General features: G+C 73.0%; 25 protein-coding genes. 14 read left to right on the forward strand and 11 right to left on the reverse strand.

Going from position 1 to position 23,090, the window contains the following annotated elements:
- Positions 1-22: 22 nt before the first annotated feature.
- From UIS43_RS04375 to UIS43_RS04385, 3 genes are read left to right on the forward strand one after another with little or no spacing between them, the layout of a single operon-like run.
- Positions 23-970, forward strand: a complete 948-nt coding sequence (locus tag UIS43_RS04375) for a metal ABC transporter substrate-binding protein (RefSeq protein WP_013153170.1) — start codon at positions 23-25, stop codon at positions 968-970.
- Positions 967-1,713, forward strand: coding sequence for a metal ABC transporter ATP-binding protein (locus tag UIS43_RS04380; RefSeq protein ID WP_013153171.1), 747 nt, complete (start codon positions 967-969; stop codon positions 1,711-1,713). The genes UIS43_RS04375 and UIS43_RS04380 overlap by 4 nt, the downstream gene beginning before the upstream one ends.
- Complete coding sequence (locus tag UIS43_RS04385) at positions 1,701-2,615, forward strand: metal ABC transporter permease (protein ID WP_370012541.1); 915 nt, start codon at positions 1,701-1,703, stop codon at positions 2,613-2,615. The genes UIS43_RS04380 and UIS43_RS04385 overlap by 13 nt, the downstream gene beginning before the upstream one ends.
- 39 nt (positions 2,616-2,654) lie before the next feature.
- Here the strand turns inward: UIS43_RS04385 and UIS43_RS04390 are convergent, their stop codons facing one another.
- On the reverse strand, positions 2,655-3,611 hold the full coding sequence (locus UIS43_RS04390; RefSeq protein WP_013153173.1) for an NAD(P)-dependent alcohol dehydrogenase: 957 nt from the start codon (positions 3,609-3,611) through the stop codon (positions 2,655-2,657).
- 104 nt (positions 3,612-3,715) lie between these two features.
- Between UIS43_RS04390 and UIS43_RS04395 the strand changes: the two genes are divergently transcribed.
- Positions 3,716-4,324: a TetR/AcrR family transcriptional regulator gene (locus tag UIS43_RS04395; RefSeq protein ID WP_071622117.1), complete on the forward strand. Its 609-nt coding sequence runs from the start codon at positions 3,716-3,718 to the stop codon at positions 4,322-4,324.
- A 194-nt stretch (positions 4,325-4,518) separates the two neighbouring features.
- Here UIS43_RS04395 and UIS43_RS04400 read toward each other — a convergent pair whose 3' ends face one another.
- Genes UIS43_RS04400 through UIS43_RS04410 form a run of 3 tightly spaced genes read right to left on the reverse strand, consistent with a single transcriptional unit; the run spans position 4,519 to position 7,658 of the window.
- Entirely contained in the window at positions 4,519-6,072 is a 1,554-nt protein-coding gene (locus UIS43_RS04400) for a tripartite tricarboxylate transporter permease (protein WP_013153175.1), read from the reverse strand.
- On the reverse strand, positions 6,073-6,669 hold the full coding sequence (locus UIS43_RS04405; RefSeq protein ID WP_370012544.1) for a tripartite tricarboxylate transporter TctB family protein: 597 nt from the start codon (positions 6,667-6,669) through the stop codon (positions 6,073-6,075).
- The gene (locus UIS43_RS04410) at positions 6,666-7,658 is read right to left on the reverse strand and encodes a tripartite tricarboxylate transporter substrate binding protein (RefSeq protein WP_013153177.1); all 993 of its coding nucleotides are present in this window, start codon (positions 7,656-7,658) and stop codon (positions 6,666-6,668) included. Before UIS43_RS04410 ends, UIS43_RS04405 begins: the two co-directional genes overlap by 4 nt.
- Before the next feature lie 446 nt (positions 7,659-8,104).
- Here UIS43_RS04410 and UIS43_RS04415 point away from each other — a divergent pair, with 446 nt between their 5' ends.
- Complete coding sequence (locus tag UIS43_RS04415; protein ID WP_013153178.1) at positions 8,105-8,848, forward strand: metallophosphoesterase; 744 nt, start codon at positions 8,105-8,107, stop codon at positions 8,846-8,848.
- A 185-nt stretch (positions 8,849-9,033) separates the two neighbouring features.
- Here the strand turns inward: UIS43_RS04415 and UIS43_RS04420 are convergent, their stop codons facing one another.
- Entirely contained in the window at positions 9,034-9,846 is an 813-nt protein-coding gene (locus UIS43_RS04420; protein ID WP_370012545.1) for a thioesterase family protein, read from the reverse strand.
- A 137-nt stretch (positions 9,847-9,983) separates the two neighbouring features.
- Between UIS43_RS04420 and UIS43_RS04425 the strand changes: the two genes are divergently transcribed.
- On the forward strand, positions 9,984-10,745 hold the full coding sequence (locus tag UIS43_RS04425; RefSeq protein ID WP_370012547.1) for a MerR family transcriptional regulator: 762 nt from the start codon (positions 9,984-9,986) through the stop codon (positions 10,743-10,745).
- A 102-nt stretch (positions 10,746-10,847) separates the two neighbouring features.
- Here UIS43_RS04425 and UIS43_RS04430 read toward each other — a convergent pair whose 3' ends face one another.
- On the reverse strand, positions 10,848-11,384 hold the full coding sequence (locus tag UIS43_RS04430; protein WP_013153181.1) for a hypothetical protein: 537 nt from the start codon (positions 11,382-11,384) through the stop codon (positions 10,848-10,850).
- Between the two features lie 459 nt (positions 11,385-11,843).
- On the opposite strand from UIS43_RS04430, the gene UIS43_RS04435 reads away from it, so the two are divergent.
- Positions 11,844-12,374: an NUDIX hydrolase gene (locus UIS43_RS04435; protein ID WP_013153182.1), complete on the forward strand. Its 531-nt coding sequence runs from the start codon at positions 11,844-11,846 to the stop codon at positions 12,372-12,374.
- A gap of 291 nt (positions 12,375-12,665) precedes the next feature.
- Positions 12,666-14,354, forward strand: coding sequence for an ABC-F family ATP-binding cassette domain-containing protein (locus UIS43_RS04440; protein ID WP_358169129.1), 1,689 nt, complete (start codon positions 12,666-12,668; stop codon positions 14,352-14,354).
- Positions 14,355-14,422: 68 nt separating this feature from the next.
- Here UIS43_RS04440 and UIS43_RS04445 read toward each other — a convergent pair whose 3' ends face one another.
- Entirely contained in the window at positions 14,423-15,397 is a 975-nt protein-coding gene (locus tag UIS43_RS04445; protein ID WP_071622121.1) for a YafY family protein, read from the reverse strand.
- A 137-nt stretch (positions 15,398-15,534) separates the two neighbouring features.
- Between UIS43_RS04445 and UIS43_RS04450 the strand changes: the two genes are divergently transcribed.
- Complete coding sequence (locus UIS43_RS04450; protein WP_013153185.1) at positions 15,535-15,930, forward strand: RidA family protein; 396 nt, start codon at positions 15,535-15,537, stop codon at positions 15,928-15,930.
- Between the two features lie 237 nt (positions 15,931-16,167).
- The gene (locus UIS43_RS04455) at positions 16,168-16,722 is read left to right on the forward strand and encodes a hypothetical protein (protein WP_013153186.1); all 555 of its coding nucleotides are present in this window, start codon (positions 16,168-16,170) and stop codon (positions 16,720-16,722) included.
- A 169-nt stretch (positions 16,723-16,891) separates the two neighbouring features.
- Here UIS43_RS04455 and UIS43_RS04460 read toward each other — a convergent pair whose 3' ends face one another.
- On the reverse strand, positions 16,892-17,302 hold the full coding sequence (locus tag UIS43_RS04460; protein WP_013153187.1) for a DUF2000 domain-containing protein: 411 nt from the start codon (positions 17,300-17,302) through the stop codon (positions 16,892-16,894).
- A 107-nt stretch (positions 17,303-17,409) separates the two neighbouring features.
- Here UIS43_RS04460 and UIS43_RS04465 point away from each other — a divergent pair, with 107 nt between their 5' ends.
- Together UIS43_RS04465 and UIS43_RS04470 are read left to right on the forward strand one after the other, a co-directional pair.
- Positions 17,410-17,874 carry an Lrp/AsnC family transcriptional regulator gene (locus tag UIS43_RS04465; protein ID WP_036552214.1) on the forward strand — a complete coding sequence of 155 codons (465 nt, stop codon included), beginning with the start codon at positions 17,410-17,412 and terminating at the stop codon, positions 17,872-17,874.
- Between the two features lie 76 nt (positions 17,875-17,950).
- Positions 17,951-18,124 carry a hypothetical protein gene (locus UIS43_RS04470; protein WP_013153189.1) on the forward strand — a complete coding sequence of 58 codons (174 nt, stop codon included), beginning with the start codon at positions 17,951-17,953 and terminating at the stop codon, positions 18,122-18,124.
- A 103-nt stretch (positions 18,125-18,227) separates the two neighbouring features.
- Here the strand turns inward: UIS43_RS04470 and UIS43_RS04475 are convergent, their stop codons facing one another.
- Complete coding sequence (locus UIS43_RS04475) at positions 18,228-18,890, reverse strand: hypothetical protein (protein ID WP_370012550.1); 663 nt, start codon at positions 18,888-18,890, stop codon at positions 18,228-18,230.
- A gap of 230 nt (positions 18,891-19,120) precedes the next feature.
- Between UIS43_RS04475 and UIS43_RS04480 the strand changes: the two genes are divergently transcribed.
- The gene (locus tag UIS43_RS04480) at positions 19,121-20,128 is read left to right on the forward strand and encodes a MerR family transcriptional regulator (protein ID WP_041552683.1); all 1,008 of its coding nucleotides are present in this window, start codon (positions 19,121-19,123) and stop codon (positions 20,126-20,128) included.
- A gap of 157 nt (positions 20,129-20,285) precedes the next feature.
- Here UIS43_RS04480 and UIS43_RS04485 read toward each other — a convergent pair whose 3' ends face one another.
- Positions 20,286-21,119, reverse strand: coding sequence for a class I SAM-dependent methyltransferase (locus UIS43_RS04485; protein ID WP_071622123.1), 834 nt, complete (start codon positions 21,117-21,119; stop codon positions 20,286-20,288).
- A 76-nt stretch (positions 21,120-21,195) separates the two neighbouring features.
- Here UIS43_RS04485 and UIS43_RS04490 point away from each other — a divergent pair, with 76 nt between their 5' ends.
- Positions 21,196-21,795: a TetR/AcrR family transcriptional regulator gene (locus UIS43_RS04490; RefSeq protein WP_013153193.1), complete on the forward strand. Its 600-nt coding sequence runs from the start codon at positions 21,196-21,198 to the stop codon at positions 21,793-21,795.
- 30 nt (positions 21,796-21,825) lie between these two features.
- Here the strand turns inward: UIS43_RS04490 and UIS43_RS04495 are convergent, their stop codons facing one another.
- Complete coding sequence (locus tag UIS43_RS04495; RefSeq protein WP_117198276.1) at positions 21,826-22,695, reverse strand: NAD(P)H-binding protein; 870 nt, start codon at positions 22,693-22,695, stop codon at positions 21,826-21,828.
- Positions 22,696-23,090: the final 395 nt, after the last annotated feature.

Here is a 23,090-nt window from a genome sequence, read left to right on the forward strand (position 1 = left end):
CTGTTGTGGTAAAAAGTTAGGCGTGCCGAACTTTCAAGATGAGGCTTCTTCACACTCCTGGTCGGCGAAGCTCCCCGCCGCCTCCCTCGCCCTGGTCCTGGGCCTGACCGCCTGTTCCTCCTCCGCCGGGCAGGAGCGCGACGACGGACGGCCCCTGGTCCTGACCACGTTCACCGTCCTGGCGGACATGGCACGCAACGTCGCCGACGGACGCGTGGAGGTCGCCTCGCTCACCCGGCCCGGAGCCGAGATCCACGGCTACGAACCCACCCCCGACGACCTCGTCCGCGGCCGGGACGCCGACCTGATCCTGGAGAACGGGCTCGGCCTGGAGGCATGGTTCAGCCAGTTCACCGAACGCGTGCAGGCCCCCACCGCCGTGCTCAGCGACGGTGTCGAGACCATCCCCATCTCCGCGGGGGAGTACGAGGGCCAGCCCAACCCCCACGCCTGGATGTCACCCGACAACGCCCCCGTCTACGTCGACAACATCCGCGACGCCCTCACCGAACTCGACCCCGAGGGCGAACGGGTCTACGCCGAGGCGGCCGAGGCCTACAAGGACGAGATCAGCGGGGTCGGCGACTACCTGGAGGACGAACTCGCCGGGGTCCCCGACAGCTCCCGCGCCCTGGTCACCTGCGAGGGCGCCTTCTCCTACCTGGCGCGCGACGCGGGGCTGACCGAGATGTACCTGTGGCCGGTCAACGCCGAGACCCAGGGCACCCCCCGGCAGACCGCCGCCGTCACCGAGTTCGTCCGCGACAACCAGGTGCCCGCCGTCTTCTGCGAGAGCACCGTCAACGACGGCTCCCAGCGCTCGGTGGCGCGCGAGACCGGCGCCGCCATGGGCCGGACCCTCTACGTCGACTCCCTGTCCGAGGAGGGCGGTCCCGTCCCCACCTACCTGGACCTGCTGCGCCACGACGCCGAGGCCATCGTGGCCGGGCTGCGGGGGGAGGAGCGGTGAACGCCGCCATCGAGGTCACCGACGCCACCGTCCGCTACGGCGACGTCCTGGCGCTGGACGGCGTGAGCCTGTCCGTCGCCCCCGGCCGCGTCTGCGGCCTGCTGGGCACCAACGGGTCGGGCAAGTCCACCCTGTTCAAGACCGTGCTGGGCCTCGTCCCCGCCGACGGGGGGCGGGTGCGGATTTTGGGGCACACCGGGGCCGCCGCCCGCCGCCGCGGGCTGGTGGGCTACGTGCCCCAGTCCGAACAGGTCGACTGGGCCTTCCCGGTCCGCGTGCGCGACGTGGTGATGATGGGCCGCTACGGACGCATGGGACAGCGGCGGCGCCCCCGCCCCGCCGACCGGGAGGCGGTCGAGCACGCCCTGGACCGCACCCACCTGGGCGACCTGGCCGACCGCCAGATCGGCGCGCTCTCCGGCGGCCAGCGCAAACGCGCCTTCGTGGCCCGCGCCATCGCCCAGGGCGCCGACGTGCTCCTGCTCGACGAGCCCTTCGCCGGGGTCGACAAGCGTTCGGAGGGGCGCATCACCGAACTGCTGCTGCAACTGCGCGGCGAGGGCCACACCCTGCTCGTGTCCACCCACGACCTGGCCCAGGTGCCCGCCCTGTGCGACGAGGCGGTGCTGCTCCAGCGCCGCGTCGTGGCGCACGGCGCCCCCGAGGAGGTCCTGCGCCCGGAGACCCTCATGGAGGCCTTCGGGGTCCACACCGACGAGGAGGGAACGGCATGGACGCGCTGACCGCGGTCGCGGAGTGGTTCACGGTGCCCCTGGGCTTCGACTTCGTCCGGCGCGCCCTGCTGGTCAGCGTGGTCGCCGGAGTGGCGTGCGCCGTGCTGTCGTGCTGGATGACGCTGGTGGGCTGGTCGCTGATGGGCGACGCCGTCTCCCACGCCGTCCTGCCCGGGGTGGTGCTGTCCTACCTGTTCGGGCTGCCCTTCGCCGTGGGCGCGCTGGTCTTCGGAGCCGGGTCGGTCTCCCTGATCGGGGTGGTCAACCGCACCTCCCGGGTCAAGGAGGACGCCGTCATCGGGGTGGTCTTCACGGCCATGTTCGCCCTGGGCCTGGTCCTGGTCTCGCGCGTGCCCAGCCAGACCGACCTGGGTCACATCCTGTTCGGCAACGTGCTGGGGGTGTCGGACACCGACATCTGGCAGGTGCTCGTCCTGGCCGGGGTGGTGCTGGCGGTGGTCTGGTACAAGCACCGCGACCTGACCCTGTACGCCTTCGACCCGGTCCACGCGCACGCGGTGGGCATCAACCCCCGCCTGCTGGAGACGCTGCTGCTGGGGCTGCTGTCGGTCACGGTGGTGGTGGCCCTCCAGGCGGTGGGGATCATCCTGGTCGTGGCCATGGTCATCGTCCCCGGAGCGACCGCCTACCTGCTCACCGACCGCTTCGAGCGGATGCTGGTCATCTCCGCTGCGGTGGCCGTGGCGGCGGCCGTGGCGGGGGTGTTCCTCAGCTTCCACCTGAACGTGTCCACCGGCGGGGCGATCGTGCTGGCCCAGTCGTCGGCCTTCACCCTGGCCTACCTGTTCTCGCCCCGCCAGGGCGTGCTCCGGCGGCGCCGCGCCGCACGGGGGGCCGGGGGCCGCGCGGTCGGCCGTGGGCGGACCCGCCCCGCGAAGGAACCGTCCTAGGTCCACCGCCGCCGACGGGCGCGGCCCGCCGCGTCGCCGCTAGGGGCGCCGCACGTCGATGACGTACTTCCCGCGGACGCCGCCCGCCTCCAGCCCGCGGTGGGCCTCCGCGATGTCGGCCATCGGGAGGACCGTGTCGACCATGGGACGGATCTTCCCCTCCTCGACGGCCCGGGTGAGCTCGGCGATGCGCTCCGCCGACGGGTCGTTGCTGAAGAGCTTGGTCCGGCCGGGCCGTACGACGGCCCGGAGCCCGGTGCCGAGCAGGGACCTGAGGACGCGGTCCGGGTCGAAGGCGAGCGCGACCATGCGCCCGCGCCGGTGCAGCCGCGCCTGGTAGGCGCCGAGGTCGGTGCCGACCAGGTCGACGATGACGTCGAAGCGGCCGAGGTCCTGCGGCCGGGTCGTGCGGTAGTCCAGGGCCTCGTCGGCGCCGAGTCCTCGGATCCAGTCGAGGTTGCGGGCCCCGGCGAGGGCGGTGACCTCGGCGCCGAGCGCCTTGCCCAGCTGCACCGCGACGTTGCCGACGCCTCCGGTGGCACCGCGGACCAGGAGCCGTTCACCGGGCGCGAGGCGGGCCTTGTCCGTCAGCGCGGTCAGGGCGGTGGTGCCCGCCCCCGGAAGGGCGGCGGCCTCCAGGAGGCCGAGGTTCCCGGGCGCGCTGGCGAGCCGCCGCTCGGGGACGACGACGTGGTCGGCGACGGCCCCGAAGACGAAGTGCGGCATGAGCCCCCACACCGCGTCCCCCGCCCGCCAGGCGCGCACTCCGGCGCCCACCGACGCGACGCGGCCCGTGAAGTCGACGCCCACGCCCCGGGGGAACCGGGCGCGGGTGATCCCGCGCATCCTGCCCGAGCGGAAGGCGAGCTCTGCCGCGTCCACGCTCGCGGCGTGCACCTCGACGAGCACCTCGCCCTCTCCCGGGCTCGGCGTGGGCACCTCGTCGACGCGCAACACCTCGGGCGGGCCGAATCGGTCGTACCGCACAGCGCGCATGGTCGTTCTCCCCGGTCTCTCGACAAGGAAGTGGGGTGGCACCCCACTTCGTTCCGCTAAGATAACCGGAGAACCACCCCACTTAGCAAGCGCAGGAGGTCACGGTGGTCGAGAGCGCAGCGCGAAGGCCCTTGCGCGCGGACGCCCGGCGCAACTACGAACGCATCGTCGCCGTGGCCGAGGAGGTGTTCGCGGCGCACGGGGTCGACGCCTCACTGGAGGAGATCGCCCGCCGGGCCGGAGTGGGCTCGGCGACCCTGCACCGGCACTTCCCCTCCCGCCGCCGCCTGCTGGAGGTGGTCTTCCACGACCGCGTCGAAGCGCTCTGCGCGGGGGCGCGGGAGCATGCCCGCACCAGCGGGCCCGGCCCCGCCCTCTTCGCCTGGCTGCGGGACCTCCACGCCTACGCCGAGGCCAGCCGCGGACTGGCCGCCTCGCTGCTGCGGGACGGCCGCGACGCCGACCTGCTGGAACGCGACGACGGCTGCGCGGCGATGATCACCGCCGCGGCCGGTGAACTCCTGGAGCGCGCCCGTCGGGCGCGGGCGGTGCGCCCCGGTGTGCGCGCCGAGGACCTGGTCGCGCTCGTCAGCGCCATCTCGCTCGCCACGGAGGACCACCCAGACGGCGCGCGGGCGGGCCGTCTGCTGGACATCGCGATCGCGGGGGTACGCCCGCAGGGGCCGGCGGCCGCGACCGGCGGGACCTCCTGAGGCCGGGGCCGGAAGTGGTCGCGGCCTGACGCGGGGACGTCACGCGGCACGTTCGGAGGCGGTGTCCCCCGCCGGGCGCGCGGGCCCGGCGGGACAGCGGTCGGCGGCCGACCGGGCACGGGCCCGAACAGAAACGGCGCGGCGGCACGGGGGAGTGGGTCCGTGCCGCCGCGCCCGAGGGGGCCGGGCGGGAGTCAGCCGCGGCCCGCCTCCACCGGGGTGTGGTCCTTACGCGCGGCCCGCCGGGCGCGCAGTCGGCCGACGGCCACGACCAGGCCGATCGTCAGCAGCAGCCCGTAGATGCCCAGGGTGATCCCGCTGTCCACGAGCACCGACACGTCGCCCTGCCCCACGGCCAGGGCGCGGCGCAGCTCCGTCTCGGCCACCGGGCCCAGGACGACCGCGATCAGCACCGGAGCCAGCGGAATGTCGAAGCGGCGCATCATCAGAGCCACCAGGCCCAGGATCAGCATCAGCCACAGGTCCACCATGGACGACGCGGCCGCGTACACGCCCAGGGACGAGAACACCGCGATCCCGGCGTACATGTACGGCTTGGGGACCAGCAGCAGCTTGGCCCACAGCGGCGCGAAGGGCAGGTTGAGGATGAGCAGCATGACGCTGCCGATGAACAGGCTGGCCAGCAGCGCCCAGACCAGGTCGCCGTCGCGCTCGAACAGCAGCGGACCGGGCTGCATCCCGTACTGCTGGAAGGCGGCCAGCATGATCGCGGCGGTCGCCGACGTGGGCAGGCCCAGACCCAGCAGGGTGCCCATCGCGGTTCCGGCGGTGGCGCTGGCGGCCGCCTCCGGCGCGGCCACGCCCTCGATCGCGCCGTCGCCGAACTCGTCCTCGCCCTTGCCGCGCCGGGCGCGCCGCGCGGCGAGCTTGCGCTCGGTGCCGTAGGCCAGGAAGGTCGGGATCTCCGAGCCGCCCGCCGGGATGGACCCGAACGGCAGGCCGAACAGGGTTCCGCGCATCCAGGCCGGAAGCGTGCGCCGCAGGTCGCGTCGGCTCAGCCAGGGAGTGCCGGTGCGCCGCAGGCCACCGCTGGCCGCGTCGCCCGCGTGGGCGGTGGCGGCCACGTGCAGCACCTCGCCGATCGCCAGCAGCGCCACGGTCACCGTGATGATGCTGAAGCCCTCGAAGAGCTGGGGCACGCCCAGGGTGAAGCGCTCGGCGCCGCTGAGGCCGTCGATGCCCACCATCGAGATGGCCAGGCCGATGCCCAGGGCGATCAGGCCGCGCACGGCCGAGTCCGAGACCACCGCGGAGGTGGCCACGAACGCGAAGACGGTGAGCGCGAAGTACTCGGCGGGACCGAACTGCAGCGCCAGCTGCACGATGACCGGTGAGAAGAACGCCACCAGCGCCGTGGACACGATCGCGCCGATGAACGCGCCGATCGCCGCCGTGGCCAGAGCCTGCGGAGCCCGCCCGCGCTTGGCCATCTTGTGGCCCTCGATGGCGGTGGCGATGGCCGAGGCCTGCCCGGGCGTGTTCATCAGGATGGCGGCGGTGGAGTCGCCGAACAGCCCGCCGTAGTACACACCGGCGAACATGATGAACGCGCCGGTGGGGTCGAGGTGGAAGGTGACCGGCAGCAGCAGCGCGACGGCCATGGAGGAGCCCAGGCCGGGCACCACGCCCACGGCCGTGCCGAGCATGACGCCCAGCAGCGCCAGGAAGAGGTACTCGGGGCTCAGCGCGTTGGCGAACCCCGCCATGAGGTTGGTGAGAACGTCCATTTAGAAGATGCCCCCGAGGATTCCGGCCGGCAGGTTCAGGCCCAGACCGGCGACGAAGGCGAGCTGGATGATGGAGGAGAACACCAGCGACAGCACGGCGTCGAACAGGTACCGGCGGCTGCCCAGGGCGTAGGCCACGCCGAAGAACAGCAGTGCCGCGGACAGCAGCCAGCCCACCGGCTGGAGCAGCAGGATGAACACCGTCAGCGAGGCGACGACGATCCCCAGGCAGCTCCAGTCGATGCGCACGGGCCCCGCCTCGCCGGCCGGGGCGCCCCCGTCGTCGGCGGTGGCGTCGGCGTTCTCACCGGTGGTCGGCGCCTCGGCGGTGCGGGCCGGGCGCAGGAAGACCTGTACGGCCAGGGCGACGCCCGTGACGCCCATGAAGATCGCGACCAGGGTGGGGAAGAAGCGCGGGCCGGGAGGTTCGGTGCCCGGCGGCACCGGCATGGCGGCGGTCTGCACGGCGATGAACCCGGCGATGCCCAGCACCAGGGCGGCGACCAGCAGTTCGGACCGGCCCCGCCACCAGGAGGGGCGGGGCGGCGGGGCGACGGGCTCCGTCGCCCGGGTGGGGGTGGTGGCGTCGGTACTCAAGACAGGCCCAGTTCCTCGGTGATGGTGGTGATGCGCTCGGTCTCCAGGGCGAGGAACTCCTCGAACTCCTCGCCGGTCTGGAAGGTGTCGTCCCAGCGGTTGCGCTCCAGCGTCTGCGCCCACTCGGGGGTGTCGTGCATCTCGGTGACGATCGCGGTCAGCTCGGCGCGCTCCTCCTCGGTGATGCCGGCCGGGGCCACGAACCCCCGCCAGTTGGGCAGGACCGCGTCGATGTCCTGCTCGGCCAGGGTGGGGACGTCGATGCCCTCGACGCGCTCGTGCGCGGAGACGCCCAGGGCGCGCACGTTGCCCGCCTCGATCTGGTCGCTGAACTCGTTGTAGCCGCTGATGCCCACGTCGACGCTGCCCGACAGCAGCGAGGTCAGCGCCTCACCGCCGCCGGAGAAGGCGATGTAGTTGACGTCCTGGGGGTCGACGTCGACGTCGGAGGCGATGAGTCCGGCCAGCAGGTGGTCGGTGCCGCCCAGGGAGCCGCCGCCGATCGCCATCCCGCCCGGGTCCTCGCGCCAGGCCTCGGCCAGGTCGCCCATGTCCTGGTACGGGGAGTCGTCGGGGACCACGACCACCTCGTAGTCGTCGGCCAGCCGGGCGATGGGGGTGACGTCCTGCAGGTCGTGCGAGGAGTTGTTGACGATGATGCTGCCGATCATGACCGTGCCGGTCACCATCAGCATGTTGGCCCGGCCCTCCTGGCGGACCGCCTGGGCCAGGCCGATGGTTCCACCCGCGCCGGGAACGTTGACCACCTGGTTGTTGGCGACGATCTCTCCCTCGCGGAAGGCGTTCTGCGCCTCGCGCCCCACCAGGTCCCAGCCGCCGCCGGGCGCGGCGGGCACGATCGTGGTCAGTCGGCTGCGTACGGCCTCGGCGCCGTCGCCGCCGGTCGACGAGGCGTTGACCGCCGCGGCGCCGATGACGACGGCCGCGGCGACCGCGCCGCCGACGCGCAGAATGCGCTGGATGCTCATGGGGTGGCTCTCTCCGTTGCTGCGGGTCCGCGGTGCGGGCGGGCGCTCGCGGGCCGACGGACCGCCCGAGGCGGGAGCGTGGCGGCCGTTACACCGCTCCGTGGCGCCGGTCGCATCCGCACCGGTTTCGAGAGCATGACCCACGGTTTGCCGACCGGTAAATCTTCTGGTCGTTTTGAACACAGAGATTGTTGTGGTCGCCCCGGGTTTCCGCCCGAGGCAGCGGCCGCGATGGCGGGCGGACAACCACCCTGTCCCGCTCGCGATGCGCGCAATAGCCTCGTTTCACCCGACGGGAAACGGCCGGTCAACGGCCTGGGGCGGGCACGGGGCTGCGGCCGGGGGTTCCCGGCCGCACGGGCTCCGTGCGCCCTCCCAGCGGCGGAACCGGCAGGTCCGCGCGGTCCCGGAGGGCGCAACGCACCCGCGACCGACGAAGGACGGCCATGACGCTCCTGCTCGCCCACATCAGCGACCTGCACCTGGACGGGACCGACCGCACCACCGGGCGCGCCGCCCGGACCGCGGAGTACCTGCGCGGCCTGGCCCAGGCGCCGGACGCGCTCCTGGTCACCGGTGACATCGCCGACCACGCCACCGCTGAGGAGTACCGCGAGGCGGCCCGGCTGCTGGACCTGCCCTTCCCGGTGCTGGTCTGCCCCGGCAACCACGACGACCGCGGGCGGATGCGCGCGTCGCTGCTGGGCCGGGAGCCGTCCGACGCGCCTTTCAACCAGGTGCACGAGGTGGGCGGCGCGGCGGTGCTGACCTGCGACTCGACGGTCCCGGGCGAGGACGGCGGCCACCTGGACACGGCCACCCTGGTGTGGATCAACGAGACGCTGAGCGCCCTGCCCGACGACCGGCCCGCCCTGCTGGCCCTGCACCACCCGCCCGTGCGGGTCCACCACCCGCTGCCCGACTCCATGCGGCTGGACAACGCCGACGACCTGGCCGGGCTGCTGCGGGCCCACCCCCGGGTGGCGGGGATCCTGGTCGGGCACGCCCACACCGGCGGGGCGACCACCTTCGCCGGGCGGCCCCTGCTGCTGGCGCCCGGCGTGACGTGGACGCTGAGCATGCCCTGGGAGGGCGGGCCCGCGGCCAACCGCGACCAGCCCCCGGGTGTGGCCTTCCACATCCTGGACGAGGACCGGCGCCTGACCACGCACTTCCGCGCGGTGGTCTGAGTTCGGGCTGGGACCCCGCCGAGGCCCGGTCGATGGTCCACGACCGGAACCGGGCGGGTCGGCTCCTCGGGCGGTGACGAGAGCAGCCATCGGCTGGCCCGGTCCGGTCAGGGGAAGCGTTCTCGGCGCGGCGCGGGTCGGCCCGCGCCGCGCCGAGAGCCTCCGCGCACCAAGGGGAGCTCCGATCAGAGGAGCATGGCCAGCTGGCGGCACTGGGCGACCAGGGTGCCCGTGCTGTCCCAGATCTCCATGTCCTCCTCGTGCAGGCCGCCGGAGACGTGCTTGGTGAAGACCCGGCAGGCCAGCCACCCCGGGGCGGGCCTGGCGCGCACGTGCACGCTCAGCTCGACGGTGATCGTCGCGAACTCGCCGATCTCCAGGACCGCGGGCGGAGCGAAGTCCACCATCGAGGCCAGCGCGTGGGTGTCGGGTTCGCGCCCGTCGGCGAAGCGCATCCAGAACTCGGCGTGCGGGCGGCCGTCCCTCCTGCCGTCCAACCAGCCCGGACGCCCGGGGTAGCGGTAGTCGACGCTGCGCGCGATGCCCAGGCCCTCGGGGTTGTCGAACTCGGGCGGAACGGGGCAGTCCTCGGGGACGGGCAGGCGCGGGGGCTCGTCCAGGGTCAGCACGCGGGCCGAGGGGTCGGGGGACAGGTCGCCGTAGGTGGCGGTGGCGCGCAGGATCTCCTTGCCGCCCTGCTCCAGGCGGACCTGGCCGGTGGCGGTGCGGCGCCCCTCGCGTACCACCTCGGTGCGCGCGGTGGCCGCGCCGGGGGCGGCGGGGCGCAGGAAGAACGCCGAGACGGCCAGGGGGTCGGGCTGGCTCAGGTTCTGGCGCAGCGCGTTGAGGGCGGCGCCCAGGACGTAGCCCCCGTTGGGGTGGGAGGTGAAGGTGGTCCAGGCGTCGGTGAGGGTGGCGGCGAACTCGCCGTCAGTCAGTTTCTCGACGCGGGTGTCCCGGTCGAACCGGAAGTCCTCGGTGGTGCGGTCAGGGCTCATGCCCCCAGATGTTACCGGCGAGTAAGGCCCGGTGGTGGACGCGGGACGGCCCGTCCGGGGAAAGTGGTTGACCCTGACGCGGCGTCAGGCCCTAGCTTCGGGCACACGTCACCACCAGCGAGGAAGCACCAGGACAGATGGGACACACCGTCGGCGAGGCCGCCCGGATGAGCGGGCAGACCGTCCGGACCCTGCACCACTACGACCGGATCGGACTGCTCGTTCCCGCCGAACGCACCCGGGCGGGTTACCGCAGCTACAGCGACCAGGACCTGGAACGGCTCCGGCAGATCCTGACCTACCGGGAACTGGGCTTCGGCCTGGACCGGATCGCCGCCCTGCTCGACGACCCCGCCGCCGACACCCGCGCCCACCTGGCCCATCAGCACCGGCTGGTGACCGAACGCATCGAACGCCTGCGCACGATGGCGCGCGGCATCGAACGCCTGATGGAGGCCGACACCATGCAACTCGACCTGACCGCCGCCGAACGCCTCGAACTCTTCGGCGACTTCGACGTGGACGCACACTCCGAGGAGGCCCGCCGACGCTGGGGCGGCACCGAGGCCTACGCCCAGTCCCAGCGCAGGGTCGGCTCCTACACCAAGGCCGACTGGGAGCGGCTCAACGCCGAGGGCGAGGAGATCTACCTGGCCCTGGCCGCGGCCATGAACGACGGGCAGGCACCCGACAGCCCCGCCGTGATGGACCTGGCCGAGCGGCACCGCGCCCACATCACCCGCTGGTTCTACGACTGCACCACCTGCGTCCACCGGGGACTGGGACGGCTGTACGTGGACGACGAGCGCTTCACCGCCACCGTCGACGCCCACGCCGAGGGGCTGAGCGTGTACCTGCGCGAGGCCTTCGCCGCCAACGCCGCACGTCAGGAGGCGTGAAACGGCGGAGGCCGGTGACCGGGCGCCCGGTCACCGGCCTCCGCCGGATGAGCATGCGAGAGCGGGGTTCGCACGCTCCACTGTCTGTCTAGGAACGGTCCGCTACCAGAGCTGGTCCACGATGATCTCGGCGTCGTCGACCTGGTGCTGGTACCGGTCGGGGTAGGCCGAGCGCTGCACGTCCTGGGCGACCTCGCCCAGGGGGGTGTCGTCCCAGCTGCCCTCGGGGTAGACACGCTCGAGCTCGTCGAAGAAGGCGTTGGTGGCCCAGGTGGGGTCGAGACGGTCCTTCTGCGAGCCGTAGTGGTCGCGCTGCTGGAACAGGCCGACGCTGTCGCGGTCGCCCCAGTCGAGGTTGTCCAGGTGGGTCTCGACGATGGAGGTGGCCACCGCCATGGCGGCGGCGTCCTCGCCCAGGTCGCGGTCCTTGGCCGCGTCGACCATCGCCCGGGCGTTCTCGACGTGCTCCTCGGTCATGTGACCGGCCATGTCATCGTTCAGCTTGTCGTTGAGGGTGTCGGCGATCTCCTTGGCGGAAGCCGTGTCCGCGGCTGCGGCGCCCGGTCCGGCCAGAAGCAGCCCGCCGGTGATGAGCAGGCTGGAGGTCGCGGTAAACGTCAACTTGGGTATCGATCGCATAAAGTTCACTCGTGCAACGTATGCGCTGGTCAGGGCTTTGAAAAGTGTTTGAAACCACTTGGGTCTGGTGGGAAAGACAACACCAAGCCCGAGCAACCCCCTGGTCAGGCGGCATGGGGCCGCTTCCGGGCCTCTCCGGCGTCCTGCGGCGGGCCGGACCAGCGCGAACGTGACCGTGCCAACAGTGGGGCCCGAGCACACCCGGACCACACCGGCCGCCGAAAGCAGGAGGCCCGCGTAGCCGCGCCGCGACGCTCGCGGCGGGCGGGGCGGCCGGGTGACGGGCGGTAAAAAGCGCGCCGGAACCCGGCCGGACCGCGCGGACCGACTCCCGCACGCGCGCACGCGGGCCGCGCAGGTCGATGAGGTCGGTTCGCGGCTCGGCGCCGACGGCTTCGCGCGCACGCGGGGGCATGCCAGTCTGGTGGTCCCGCTCCCCGCCAACGGAAAGGGCCGCCCGTGCGCTGGACCGTCCACTCGGAGAAGCCCCTGTACACCGACCCGTGGATCGACGTGCGGGCCGCGGACGTCGAACTGCCCGACGGGCACCGGTTCGACCACCGGCTCATCCGCCGACCACCCGGGGCCGGTGCCGTGGTGCTCGACGGACGGGGCCGGGCGCTGCTGCTGTGGCGGCACCGGTTCATCACCGACACCTGGGGTTACGAGATCCCCATGGGCGGCGTGCACCCGGGGGAGAGCCCCGAGCGGGCGGCCGCGCGCGAGGTGCTGGAGGAGACCGGGTGGCGGCCGGGACCGCTGCGCCCGCTGGTGTACGTCCAGCCCTCCAGCGGGCTGACCGACAGCGAGCACCGCGTCTTCGTCGCCGACACGGCGGAGAGGGTCGGCGAACCCCAGGACGCCTGGGAGGCCGAGCGCGTGGAGTGGGTGGCGTTGGACCGGGTCCCCGAGCTGATCAGGCGACGCCAGCTGGTGAGCGGCACATCCATGAACGCGCTGCTGTATTTGTACGCCACCGGCCGGGACTGAGGGGGCGCACCGACTGCCCGGCGCTGAAGCCCTCGGCCAGCGCCACGTCGGGGGCACGGGGCGGGCGGCTCCCGGTAAACCCTTTTCCGTTCGCGCGGACCGGTTGCTACCGTGAACTCGTGCATCTACCTCTGTACCTCTGATCCGAGCCTGAGCGCCCGCCCCGCCTCCGCGTGGCCGCGGGTGCCCGACGTGTACACCGACCCGCTTCCCGGGTCCTTCCCGTCAGCTCGAAGAGCTCCCGCACACCCCGCCGCCACCGCGCCGGGCGGAGCTCTGTTCGGAGGAACAGTGACCACCCTCAACCCCAAACTCGTGCTGCCCGCCGGTGAACGGGCGCAACTGACCGCGAACGGCGTCCACATCGACCGCGGCGGCCGCACGGTCCTCTCCGGTGTCGACATGACCGTCACACCGCGATCCCGCTGGGGAGTCGTGGGCGAGAACGGCCGCGGCAAGTCCACGCTGCTGCACATCCTCGCCGGTGCGCTCGAACCCGACTCCGGGACCGTACAGCGCATCGGCACCCTCGGCGTCGCCGAACAGGAGATGCCGGCGACCGGCGGCCGCACCGTCGGGGACCTGGTCGACATCGAACTCGCCGACGCCCGCGCGGCCCTGGCCGCGCTCGACGCCAGCGCCGAGGGACTGGCCGAGGGCGATCCCCGGGCCGCCGAGGAGTACACCGCGGCCCTGAACGCCGCCGAGGTGCTGGACGCCTGGGACGCCGACCGGCGCGTCGACCTCGCCCTGGAGAACCTGGGCGCCGTCACCGACCGGTCCCGGCCGCTGGCGGAGCTGTCGGTGGGCCAGCGCTACCGCGTCCGGCTGGCCTGCCTGCTGGGCGCCTCGCACGACTTCCTTCTGCTGGACGAGCCCACGAACCACCTCGACGCCGCCGGGCTCGACTTCCTGACCGCCCAACTGCGCGGGCACGGCAACGGCGTGGTGCTCGTCAGCCACGACCGCGCCCTGCTCTCGGACGTGGCCACGACGATGCTCGACCTCGACCCGAGCCGCGACGGCAGGCCCCGCGTGTACGGCGGCGGGTTCGCCGGGTACCAGGAGGGACGGCGCGCCGAGCGCGAACGCTGGGCCGCCGAGTACGAGCAGCAGCGGGCCGAGCACGCCCGCCTCACCCAGGACCTGTCCGAGGCGCAGAACCGGCTGGTCAGCGGCTGGCGGCCGGACAAGGGCACCGGCAAGCACCAGCGGGCGACCCGCGCGCCCGGACTCGTGCGCTCCGTCCACCGTCGGCGCGACGACCTGGAGGCGCACGCGGTCACCATGCCGCCGCCACCGCTGCGGTTCCGGATGCCGGAACTGGCGGCGCTGCCCGGCGTGACGCTGGTCAGGGCCGACGAGGTCACCGTCGCGGGGCGGCTGGACCAGCCGGTCACCCTGGCCCTCGACTCCGGTTCGCGACTGGTGGTCACCGGGGCCAACGGGGCGGGCAAGTCGACGCTGCTGTCGGTGCTCGCCGGGCGGATCGAGCCGACCGGCGGCGGTGTGCGCACCGCGCGCACCGCACGGGTGCGACTGCTGGCCCAGGAGTCGCCGCGGGCGGGGGCACGCCGTGCCCGCCAGGTGTTCGCCGCCCACCTGGGACGGCTCGTCAGCGAGGGCGTGCTCAGGGAGAGCGAGACGGTGTCGTTGAGTTCTCTGGGGCTGCTCTCGTCGGCGGACGTCAACAAGCCGTTGCGTGAGTTGTCCATGGGGCAGCAGCGCAGGCTCGACCTGGCCCTGGCGCTGGCGTCCCGGCCGCACGTGCTGCTGCTGGACGAGCCGACGAACCATCTCTCGATCGCCCTGGTCGACGAGCTCACCGAGGGCCTCGGCGCCACCGGGGCGGCGGTGGTGCTCGCCACCCACGACCGGCAGCTCCAGCGCGACGTCGCCTCGTGGGACCGGCTCACGCTGGCCCCGCGGGCGTCCGCGTCCGATCTGGTCGGCCAGTCGGCCGCACACGGCGGCGGCTGATCCGGTCGGTTGACGTGACGTGTGGGCCCGGCGGCGTTCCGCCGGGTCCTCCACGGCGGGTCGGCCGATCAGAGCGGCATTCCGTAACGGGCGGCGATCGCGACGGCTCGGTCGCGCAGGCAGGCGCGCAGCCACTGCGGGTCCAGGGCCTCCGCGTCCGTGGCGAGCTGCCACAGCGCCCATTCGGCGTGCCTCGCGTCCTGGAAGGTCAACTCCAGCCGCAGCCAGCCGTCCGCGTCGACTTCTTCGGCGCGGACGGCCAGCGCCGTACCCACCAGGTCCTCCCGCCGCTCCGGGGCCGCCCGCACCAACACGGTGACCTGGTCACCGCCGGTCCGGAACCGCGTGCTGCGCTCCTGCCAGACCCGGTCCAGGTCGATCCGCTCCGGCCGCTGCGCGGGTTCGGGGAGCTCCTCGGCTTCCAGGACCCGGGACAGCTTGTAGGTGCGGTCCTGGCCGGACCTGGTGGCCAGCAGGTAGCCCCGGTCGCGCACGGTGACCAGACCGACCGGGTCCACAGTGCGCCACTTCGGGTCCTGGTCCACAGCCGCGTAGCGGATGCGCAGCCTGTGCCCGTCGAACACCGCCCGCCGGATCACGGCCACCACGGTGTCGGGCACCTCCTCGACAGCCGGTCGACGCGAGAGCAGATCGGTCTCCGGGTCGATGAGCAACCGCTGGGCCGCACCGGCCGCGGTGGCCCGATCGCCTTCGGGCAGCGCGTCGACCACCTTGCGCATGGCCGAGGCCAGCGCCGCCCCGAGGCCGAACGCCTGCGCGCCCCGCCGCGATCCGGCGACCAGCAGGGCGAGCGCCTCGTCGTGGTTCAAGCCGGTGAGCTCCGTCTGGAAACCGGGCAGCAACGCGAAACCGCCGTGCCGACCGCGTTCGGCGTAGACCGGCACACCGGCCGCGGACAGCGCCTCGATGTCGCGCAGCACGGTGCGTGTGGACACCTCCAGCTCGCGGGCCAGCGTGGCCGCTGACAGCCGACCGCGCTGGCGCAGCAGCAGAACCAGTGAGACCAGCCGGTCAGCTCGCACACGAAGAACCTACCGGAATACATGACACAGGATGTCGTGATTTTCCAGGAGGCTTGTCAGCACGACGTCGAAGAACGCGGCCGCCGAGCCGATGGACGTACGTGCCTGTCGATGAACCGAACGGAGCTGATGTGGCGATGGAGCGAACGGTGGTCAACCCGTGGACGTGGTCGGTGGGGATGGGGTACAACCAGGGCGAGATCGTGTCCGGGAACGCCCGGACCCTGTACTGCTCCGGGCAGACCGCGATGAGCGGCGAAGGCGAGCCCCAGCACGCCGACGACATGGCGGCGCAGTTGGCGCTGAGCCTGGAGAACCTGGAGGCCGTCCTCGGCGAGGCTGGGATGTCCCTCGTGAACCTGGTCCGGCTCAACGTCTACACCACCGACGTCGACCTGCTCTTCCAGCACTACGGCGTGCTGGCGTCGCGGTTGGGCGCGGCCGGGGTCGCGCCGACCACCACGATGCTCGGGGTGACACGGCTGGCGATCCCCACCCTGATGGTCGAACTGGAGGGAACCGCCGTCGCGTGATGCGACCTCACCGCCTCCGCTGCCCGTACTGGTCGAACCGGCACGGACAGCGGAGGCGGGCGGTTTCCGGAGCACAGGGAACGGCAGCGCCACGGGACGCGTGTGGACCTTCGGCCCCGAGCGCGGTTCCCTTTAGCGGTGCCGTCCGGTCCGGCGGGCGGAGGCGCGGGCGCCGGGCGGGGCAGAACAGGCAAAACCCGTGGCACTCGACGGTCCGAGCGGGTTAGCGTGCGGGGTATGTCCACCCGCGACGGCTGGCGCACCCCGGAACTGGCCGAGACGATGCGCCTCATCCGCGCGGAGACCGACCGCGCCTGGGCCGAGGCGTGCGCCGAGTGGGACGCCGAGCCGGGCGGCGACGCAGAACGCGACCTGGCCGAGCTCGTGCTCTCCGACCCCGGTCAGTTCGCCTGGCGGGTGGTGGACGCGGCCATGGACCGCCTGGTCTGCCCCGAGTGCGGGCGGGCCCTAGGGTCGGGCGAACCGGGCTGCGGGCCCTGCGACCTGGCCGACGGGCACCGCTACCTGGCCCGGGAGCCCGACCGTCCGAACGTTCCCCCGGGCAACGAGCACGCGATCCGGGTCGGCTCGGTGGTCGTGCGCCAGTGGTACCGCTACCCGGCCAGGGCGGTGTGCGGCTGGGAGTTGGCCCTGCCCGAGATCCACCGGGGCTTCCTGCCGACCGGGGCGCAGGGGCGGGCGGCCAAAGCCCGGATCAACCGACTCACCGAACAGCAGCTGCGCACGGTGTCCTCCTACCGGGAACTGGAGGAGCTCACCGGGGGCGCGTGAGCGGACCCCGGGCCCACGCCCGTCCGGCCCCGCCGCTTCCCCGGCCGCGTGGCCGCGGCAGGCACACCCGCCCGCCGGTGGTCCCGCCCGACGCCTCCTCCTCCCGGGATGAGGAGGCGCGGGTCCCCTGCCCGCGCCTCCTCGCCCCCTCACGCGAGGGCCACCGGACTCAGCGCATCAGCGCCAGCTTCCCGGTGAGCTTGTTGACGGCGTTGCGCGCCCCGAAGACGGCCACCCCCACGTACTCCACGTCCTGCGGCTCGGTGACCGCGAGGGCGTCCAGGTACTCCACGTAGTCGCGGGAGCGGCGGGCCACCTCGTTGAAGCCCACCACCGTCAGGTCGCGCTCGTCGGCCCCGGCCTTGAGCGCGCGCAACTGCTCCGCCGAGGCCACCAGGGTCGGCACCGGGTGCGGGTTGAGCCCGGCGTGCAGGCCGCCGCCCGCGTCCTTGCCGTCGGCGGCCAGCGAGTTCTCCATCCGTCCGCCCAGCGCCAGGCCGAGCACCACCCCCGCGTTGGCGGCGAGCGCGGGCTCCAGGCCCTCGCGCAGGACGACGACGATCTTGGTGGACATCCCCATGGTTACCCCGTTCATATGGCTTGTGAACGGTGCAGAACCTAGCCATACGGTCGCGCTCATGGTTGCGGGACCGAATACTATTCGACCGAGAGGCTACCGTGGGGGCCATGGACGAACTTGATTCGGCGATCGTGCGCGAACTCCAGCAGGACGCGCGGCAGACCAACCGCGCCCTCGCGCACAAGCTCGGCGTGGCACCCTCCACCTGCCTGGAACGCGTGCGCCTGCTGCACCGGCGCGGGGTCATCCGGGGCTACCACGCCGACATCGACCCGGCCGCGCTCAACCGGGAGGTGGAGGCCTTCGTGTCGGTGCAGCTGCGCCCGCCCAGCCGCCAGGTCATCGAGGGCTTCAAGGGCGCGATGTTCGCCCTGCCCGAGGTGCTGGCGGTCTACGTCGTGGCGGGGGAGCAGGACTTCCTGGTGCACGTGTCCGTGCCCTCCCTGGACGCGCTGCACAGCTTCCTCATCGACCGGCTCACCCAGCGCCGCGAGGTGGCCAGCTTCCGCAGCCAGATCATCTACGACAGCGCCCGCAAGCACGTCGCCGCGCCCCTGGAGCCGCCGCAGTGAGCCGGAGCCCCCTCGCCGGGAACCGTGGACGGCGCCCCCGCGTCCAAGAACCGACACACGGCCACAAAGGGGACAGATGAACAAGGGCAAGAACAACAACATCGCACTGGGACTGGCGCTCGGCGTCTGCTTCGGCACCTCCTTCGGCCTGCTCATGGACAACCTCGCACTCGGTGTGGCGCTGGGCCTGTGCATGGGCGTCGCCTTCGGCGTGGCCACCGGCAAGAAGACCACCGACAAGGGCGAGTAGCCGTCGCCGGAGGCCGTGCACCCGGCCTTCGGCCCCGGCCGGGGACACCGCGGACCACAACGGTGCAACCCCCACCCGGCCCCGCTGGCCCACCGGGCTTCCCTCACCCCTGGGCCGCGGTGTCCAGCAGCCAGTTGTAGCGCAGGCGCAGGGCGCGCTCCGTGCTGGCCGCCGCGGCGCCGAGCGTGAGCGCGGTGTTGAGCCACACGGGCAGGTGGACGGGCGAGGTGAACGTCCCGAAACGCTCGGCCACGGGAGGCACCCGGAAGACCGCCTCGGCGAGCTGGGGGACGAGCAACAGCGCGGGGACGACGAGTAGGAGCAGCGAGAGGACACCGATCCAGCGGCTCAGCACGGGGTGCCCGCGGTCCAACCGCGCGCGGCGCCCCTCGCCGGAGCGGCGGTCCGGGACGAGCTGGTGCTCGGTCCCCTCGTCGGTGACGTAGTGGCAGCGCCTGAGACCGAAGGCCGTCGCCGCCACCTCGATCACCCCGCCCCGCACGGGGAAGGCGGTGGGGAGCCCCGACTCGGCGTGGTGCCTGCCGTCGAGGTACAGGTGGGCCCTGCCCTTGCCGTCCTCCGAGAAGAACCGCTGCGTGTGGTCGACGTGGACGGCGTAGACCGTCCGCCGACCGTCGGCGTCGCCCAGCGCGAGGTAGAACAGGGCACGGGACGCCAGCTGCCACCACCGGAAGGGCTTCAGCGGACGACCGTTCCCGGGCCTGACCCGTCGCACGGCCCGACGCCGACGCCGCTCCTCGAACATCCGGGGCTCCCTGCCGTCTCGTGGACTATCGTTCCGTGTTTCGAACCTAGGCCGGAGCGGGCCTGTGACGGAGTGTCACGGATCATGTGTTCCCTGTGCGGTCCGCACGGGTCGGGCATGACAGATGTCATGCGGCGGGGGAGCGCGACCGTGCCGGTTCCGCGCCCGGCACGAACCCGCGCGTCCACCGGCTTGCATCTCAAGCCGCTTGAGGTACCACAGTGGCTCCCATGCACGACCACGAGCTGTACCCCATCGGAGACGCCGCGCGCCGCAGCGGCCTGAGCGTCAGCGCCGTCCGCTTCTACGCCGACGCCGGAGTCGTCGATCCCACGCACCTGACCGACGCGGGCCACCGCCTCTACGACATCGACACCATCGCCCGCCTGGAACTCGTCCGCACCCTGCGCGAGTTGGACACCGACCTGGAGGAGATCCGCCGGCTGCTCGCGGGCGGCACGACCCTGCACGACCTGCTCACCACCCACCTGGAGGTGGTCGAGCGCCAGGAGCGCACCATGCGGGCCAGGAGAGCGGTGCTGCGGACCCTGATCAAGCAGGGCGCCACGACCGCGCGGGCCGACCTGATGCACAAGCTCGTCTCGATGACCGACGAGGAGCGCGAGCAGGTCATCGACGACTTCTGGAACGACGTCGGCGAGGGCCTCGACGTCCCCGAGGGCTTCGTCGACCGGCTGCGCGAGATGCGCCCGGTCCTGCCCGCGGACCCCACGGCCGCCCAACTGGAGGCGTGGATCGAACTGGCCGACCTGGTGCGGGACCCGGAGTTCCGCGAGGCGGTCCGCACCTACCTGCGCGACACCTACTCCACGGACGTGGGCAGGAGCATCGCCAGCCCGCGGTTCCAGGACTTCATGTACGGGAGCGGGACCGAGCTCATGAAGGAGGTCCTGGCCGCGCACCGCGACGGCGAGTCCCCCCGCTCCCCCCGGGCCCAGGAGGCCATCACGCGCTTCATGGAGGAGGCCGCGGGGGTGTCCGACACCTCGCTCACCCGCGAGGTCCGCGACCGGATGGCCGAGGCGTTCCGGCAGATCCCCGATATCGAGCGCCAGATCGCCGAGGAGGACGCCGCCTCCGAGGACCCCGTCTACGACGACACCCACGGCCGGTACCTGTCCCTGGTGGCGGCGGTCAACGGGACCCCGCCCGAGGAGGACACGCTGCCCTACTCCTGGATCGCCGACGCCATGCGCGCCCCGGCCGCCGACTCCTGAGCACCGCACCGCCCCGGGCACGGCGCCCGGGGCGGTGTCCGCACGCGTCAAGGAGGGAAGAATAGGGAGTCCCGGCGTGAGAGTGCGGAACCGCGCCCGATCGTTGCGAGCCGCTTCCGGGACATGGGTTCAGCCCGCGGGAGCGGGCGCCGCGCCGTCAGGGCGTGGTCACCGTCCTGGACGCGGCCACCGCCACCGTCGTGTACCGCATGGTGAACGCGCCTCCCATGCCGTCGACGGCGGCGCCGACACCTTCCAGCACCCGCTCCTGGAGGTCCGGCGGAACCCAGGTGAGGATGCCGAAGGTGGGCATCTGGTCCAGCCACGCGTCCCGGGTGTAGGACCACTCCCAGTCCCACCGCCACCACTCGGGCTCACCGAACCCGCCCGCCTCCCGGATACCGTCGGCCACCCCGGAGAGCAGTCCGGTGTAGTCGCTCCGGCCCCGCGCCGTCATCCCCCGCGGGTCGAACGGCGAGTCGGGCACCACCCGCTGGTAGACGTCGGCGAAGGCCTGCGCCACCTCGGGCGGGAGCTCGAACACGTTCCAGAACGCCGCCAGCACACCGCCGGGGCGCAGCACCCGGGCAGCCTTGGCCGCTCCCGCGACCGGATCCGTCCAGTGCCAGGCCTGGGCGGCGACGACCGCGTCGAACTCCCGGCCGTCCGGGTCCCAGTCCTCCCAAGCGGCCACCTCCACCCCGACCCCGAGCCGACGCGCCAGCTCGGCCATCCGCTCGTCGGGGTCCACGCCCAGCACGCGGCAGCCCGCCGCCTGGAACTGCCGGGAGGCGATGCCGGTACCGCAGCCGACGTCGACGACGTCGGGCCCGGGTGCGGCGTCGGTGACGCGCTCCACCAGGGCGTCGGGATAGCGGGGCCGGGCGCGGTCGTAGCGTTCGGCGTCCGCACCGAAGGACTCCGCCATCCGTCGGTGCCGGTGGGGCTCGTGCGTGGAGGGCCGGGGCCCTTCCGGTGGTAGAGTGGGCATGTGCCCATTAATAGTGGGCATGTGCCCACTCGTCAACCGGGCGGGCTCGGGCGAGTCGGACGGAGGACACACGGTTATGCCCACAGGGACGGCCATGCGCGACGCGCGCGAGCGGCTGTTCGATGCCGCGGAACGCGTCCTGCTCAGGGACGGGCCGAGCGCGCTGACCAGCCGGGCGGTCACTGACGAGGCCGACTGCGCCAAGGGCGTCCTGCACCGGCACTTCGCCGACTTCGACGCCTTCCTCGCCGAACTCGTGGCCGACCGTATCGCCCGGGTCGAGACCTGCTCCGCCTCCCTGCGCGACCGCGCGGGGACCGGCACCGTCGCCGACAACCTCGCTGGCGCGCTAACGGACCTGTTCGGGCCGGTCGCCGTGACGATCGTCGGCCTGGTGACCTCCCGGGACGGCCTGCGCGCCCGGCTGCGCCGGACCACGCCGACCGGTGTTCCGCTCCTGACCGAGGCCGCCGCTGGAATCGCCGCCTACCTCGCCCGCGAGCGCGAACGGGGCCGCCTCGCGGACGAGGCCGACATCGACACACTCGCACCCACGCTGATCGGAGCCGGACACCTGCTCTTCGCCGACCGCGGGGGGACACCACCCGGCCCAGAGGCCGTCCACAGGGTCGTCACCGCGGTCATCGCCGATGTCGTGCGCGAACCTCCGCCGTGACCGGGAGGGGAGGGCGCGGCCCCGGGACGGTCACAGCAGGGGCCGCAGCTCGTCCTGGCACCAGGCGGCCAGGGTGGTCGGCGTCGTGGTCGCCGCGGTACGGGGCTGCTCGGGGGTGAAGTCCTCACGCAGCCCGGTGGACATGCCCATGACCGCCTCGACGGAGCCCGGCCCCAGGCCCGCGCCCGCGAGCACCTCGCGCATGCGCTCGTCGGGAACGCGTTGGGCGCGCACGCGGCGGCCCGTCACCTCGGTGACCACGGCCGCGGCCCGCTCCCAGCTCAGGTCGGCGGGTCCGTGCACGGCCCGCACGGTCCGGCCCGCCAGATCGGGGTTGAGCAGCAGGCCCACGGCCGTGTCGGCGATGTCGCGCGGCGCCACCCAGGGCATCGGACGGTCCACGGGCAGCACCACCGAGACGGTGCCGGAGCGGATGGCGTCCAGCTCCATCAGCAGGTTGGTGAAGAAGAAGCCGCACCGCAGGTGCGCCACGGTCGCGCCGGTGCCCTCCAGCAGCTGCTCGGTGCGGGCCAGCCCGTCGATCTCCCCGGCCCCGCCGCGCTTCTCCGCGCCGACGCTGCTCTGGAAGACGACGCGGGAGATCCCGTTGGCGGTGACGGCGCGGGCGGCGTGCGCGCCCATCCGGGCGTGCTCGGCGACCGGGTCCTCGGCCGGGACCGGCGGGCTCACCCAGTACAGCGCGTCCACGCCCGCGGTCGCGTCCAGGACCGCGTCCGCATCGCGCTGGTCCACGGCCACCGGGTCGACCCAGTCGGCCAATGCCGGGTCCAACCGGGCCGGGTCGCGCAGCAGCACCCGCGGGCGCACACCCGCGCGGACCAGGCCGGCCACCACGTGGCGGCCGACGTTGCCGGTGGGCGTGGTCACGGCGATACGCATGACGGACTCCTCGTGCTCGACACCAGTGCCCCCACGCTAGGAAGGAAAGCGGTCGGATTCCGGCCACAACCCACGCTTTCCGTTCCCTCGGCGGCGCGAATGTCCGGTACCTTCCGAGGGCGGCGCCCGCTCACGGCGGTCCGCCGCACCCGGGAGCCCCGGGACGGGAACGCCTGCGGGCGGCCCCGCCGCCGGCGGTGATCCGCACCACAACGCCCGCAAGGAGGCCCGCCGCGCCGTGAACGCCCCTACCCCCTCCCACCAGGCAGAACAGGGCTTCTCACCGCGGCCGCGCGCTTCGGGTGAGCCGACTGTTTCCCGCGTGTTACGGCTGGACACCTCCAGGCAACGCGGGCTCCCTACCTTCGGTTTCGTCAGCAGCCGTCGAGCAGGAA

The sequence above is a fragment of the Nocardiopsis sp. LDBS0036 genome (genome assembly GCF_041228755.1).
GTDB lineage: Bacteria > Actinomycetota > Actinomycetes > Streptosporangiales > Streptosporangiaceae > Nocardiopsis > Nocardiopsis dassonvillei.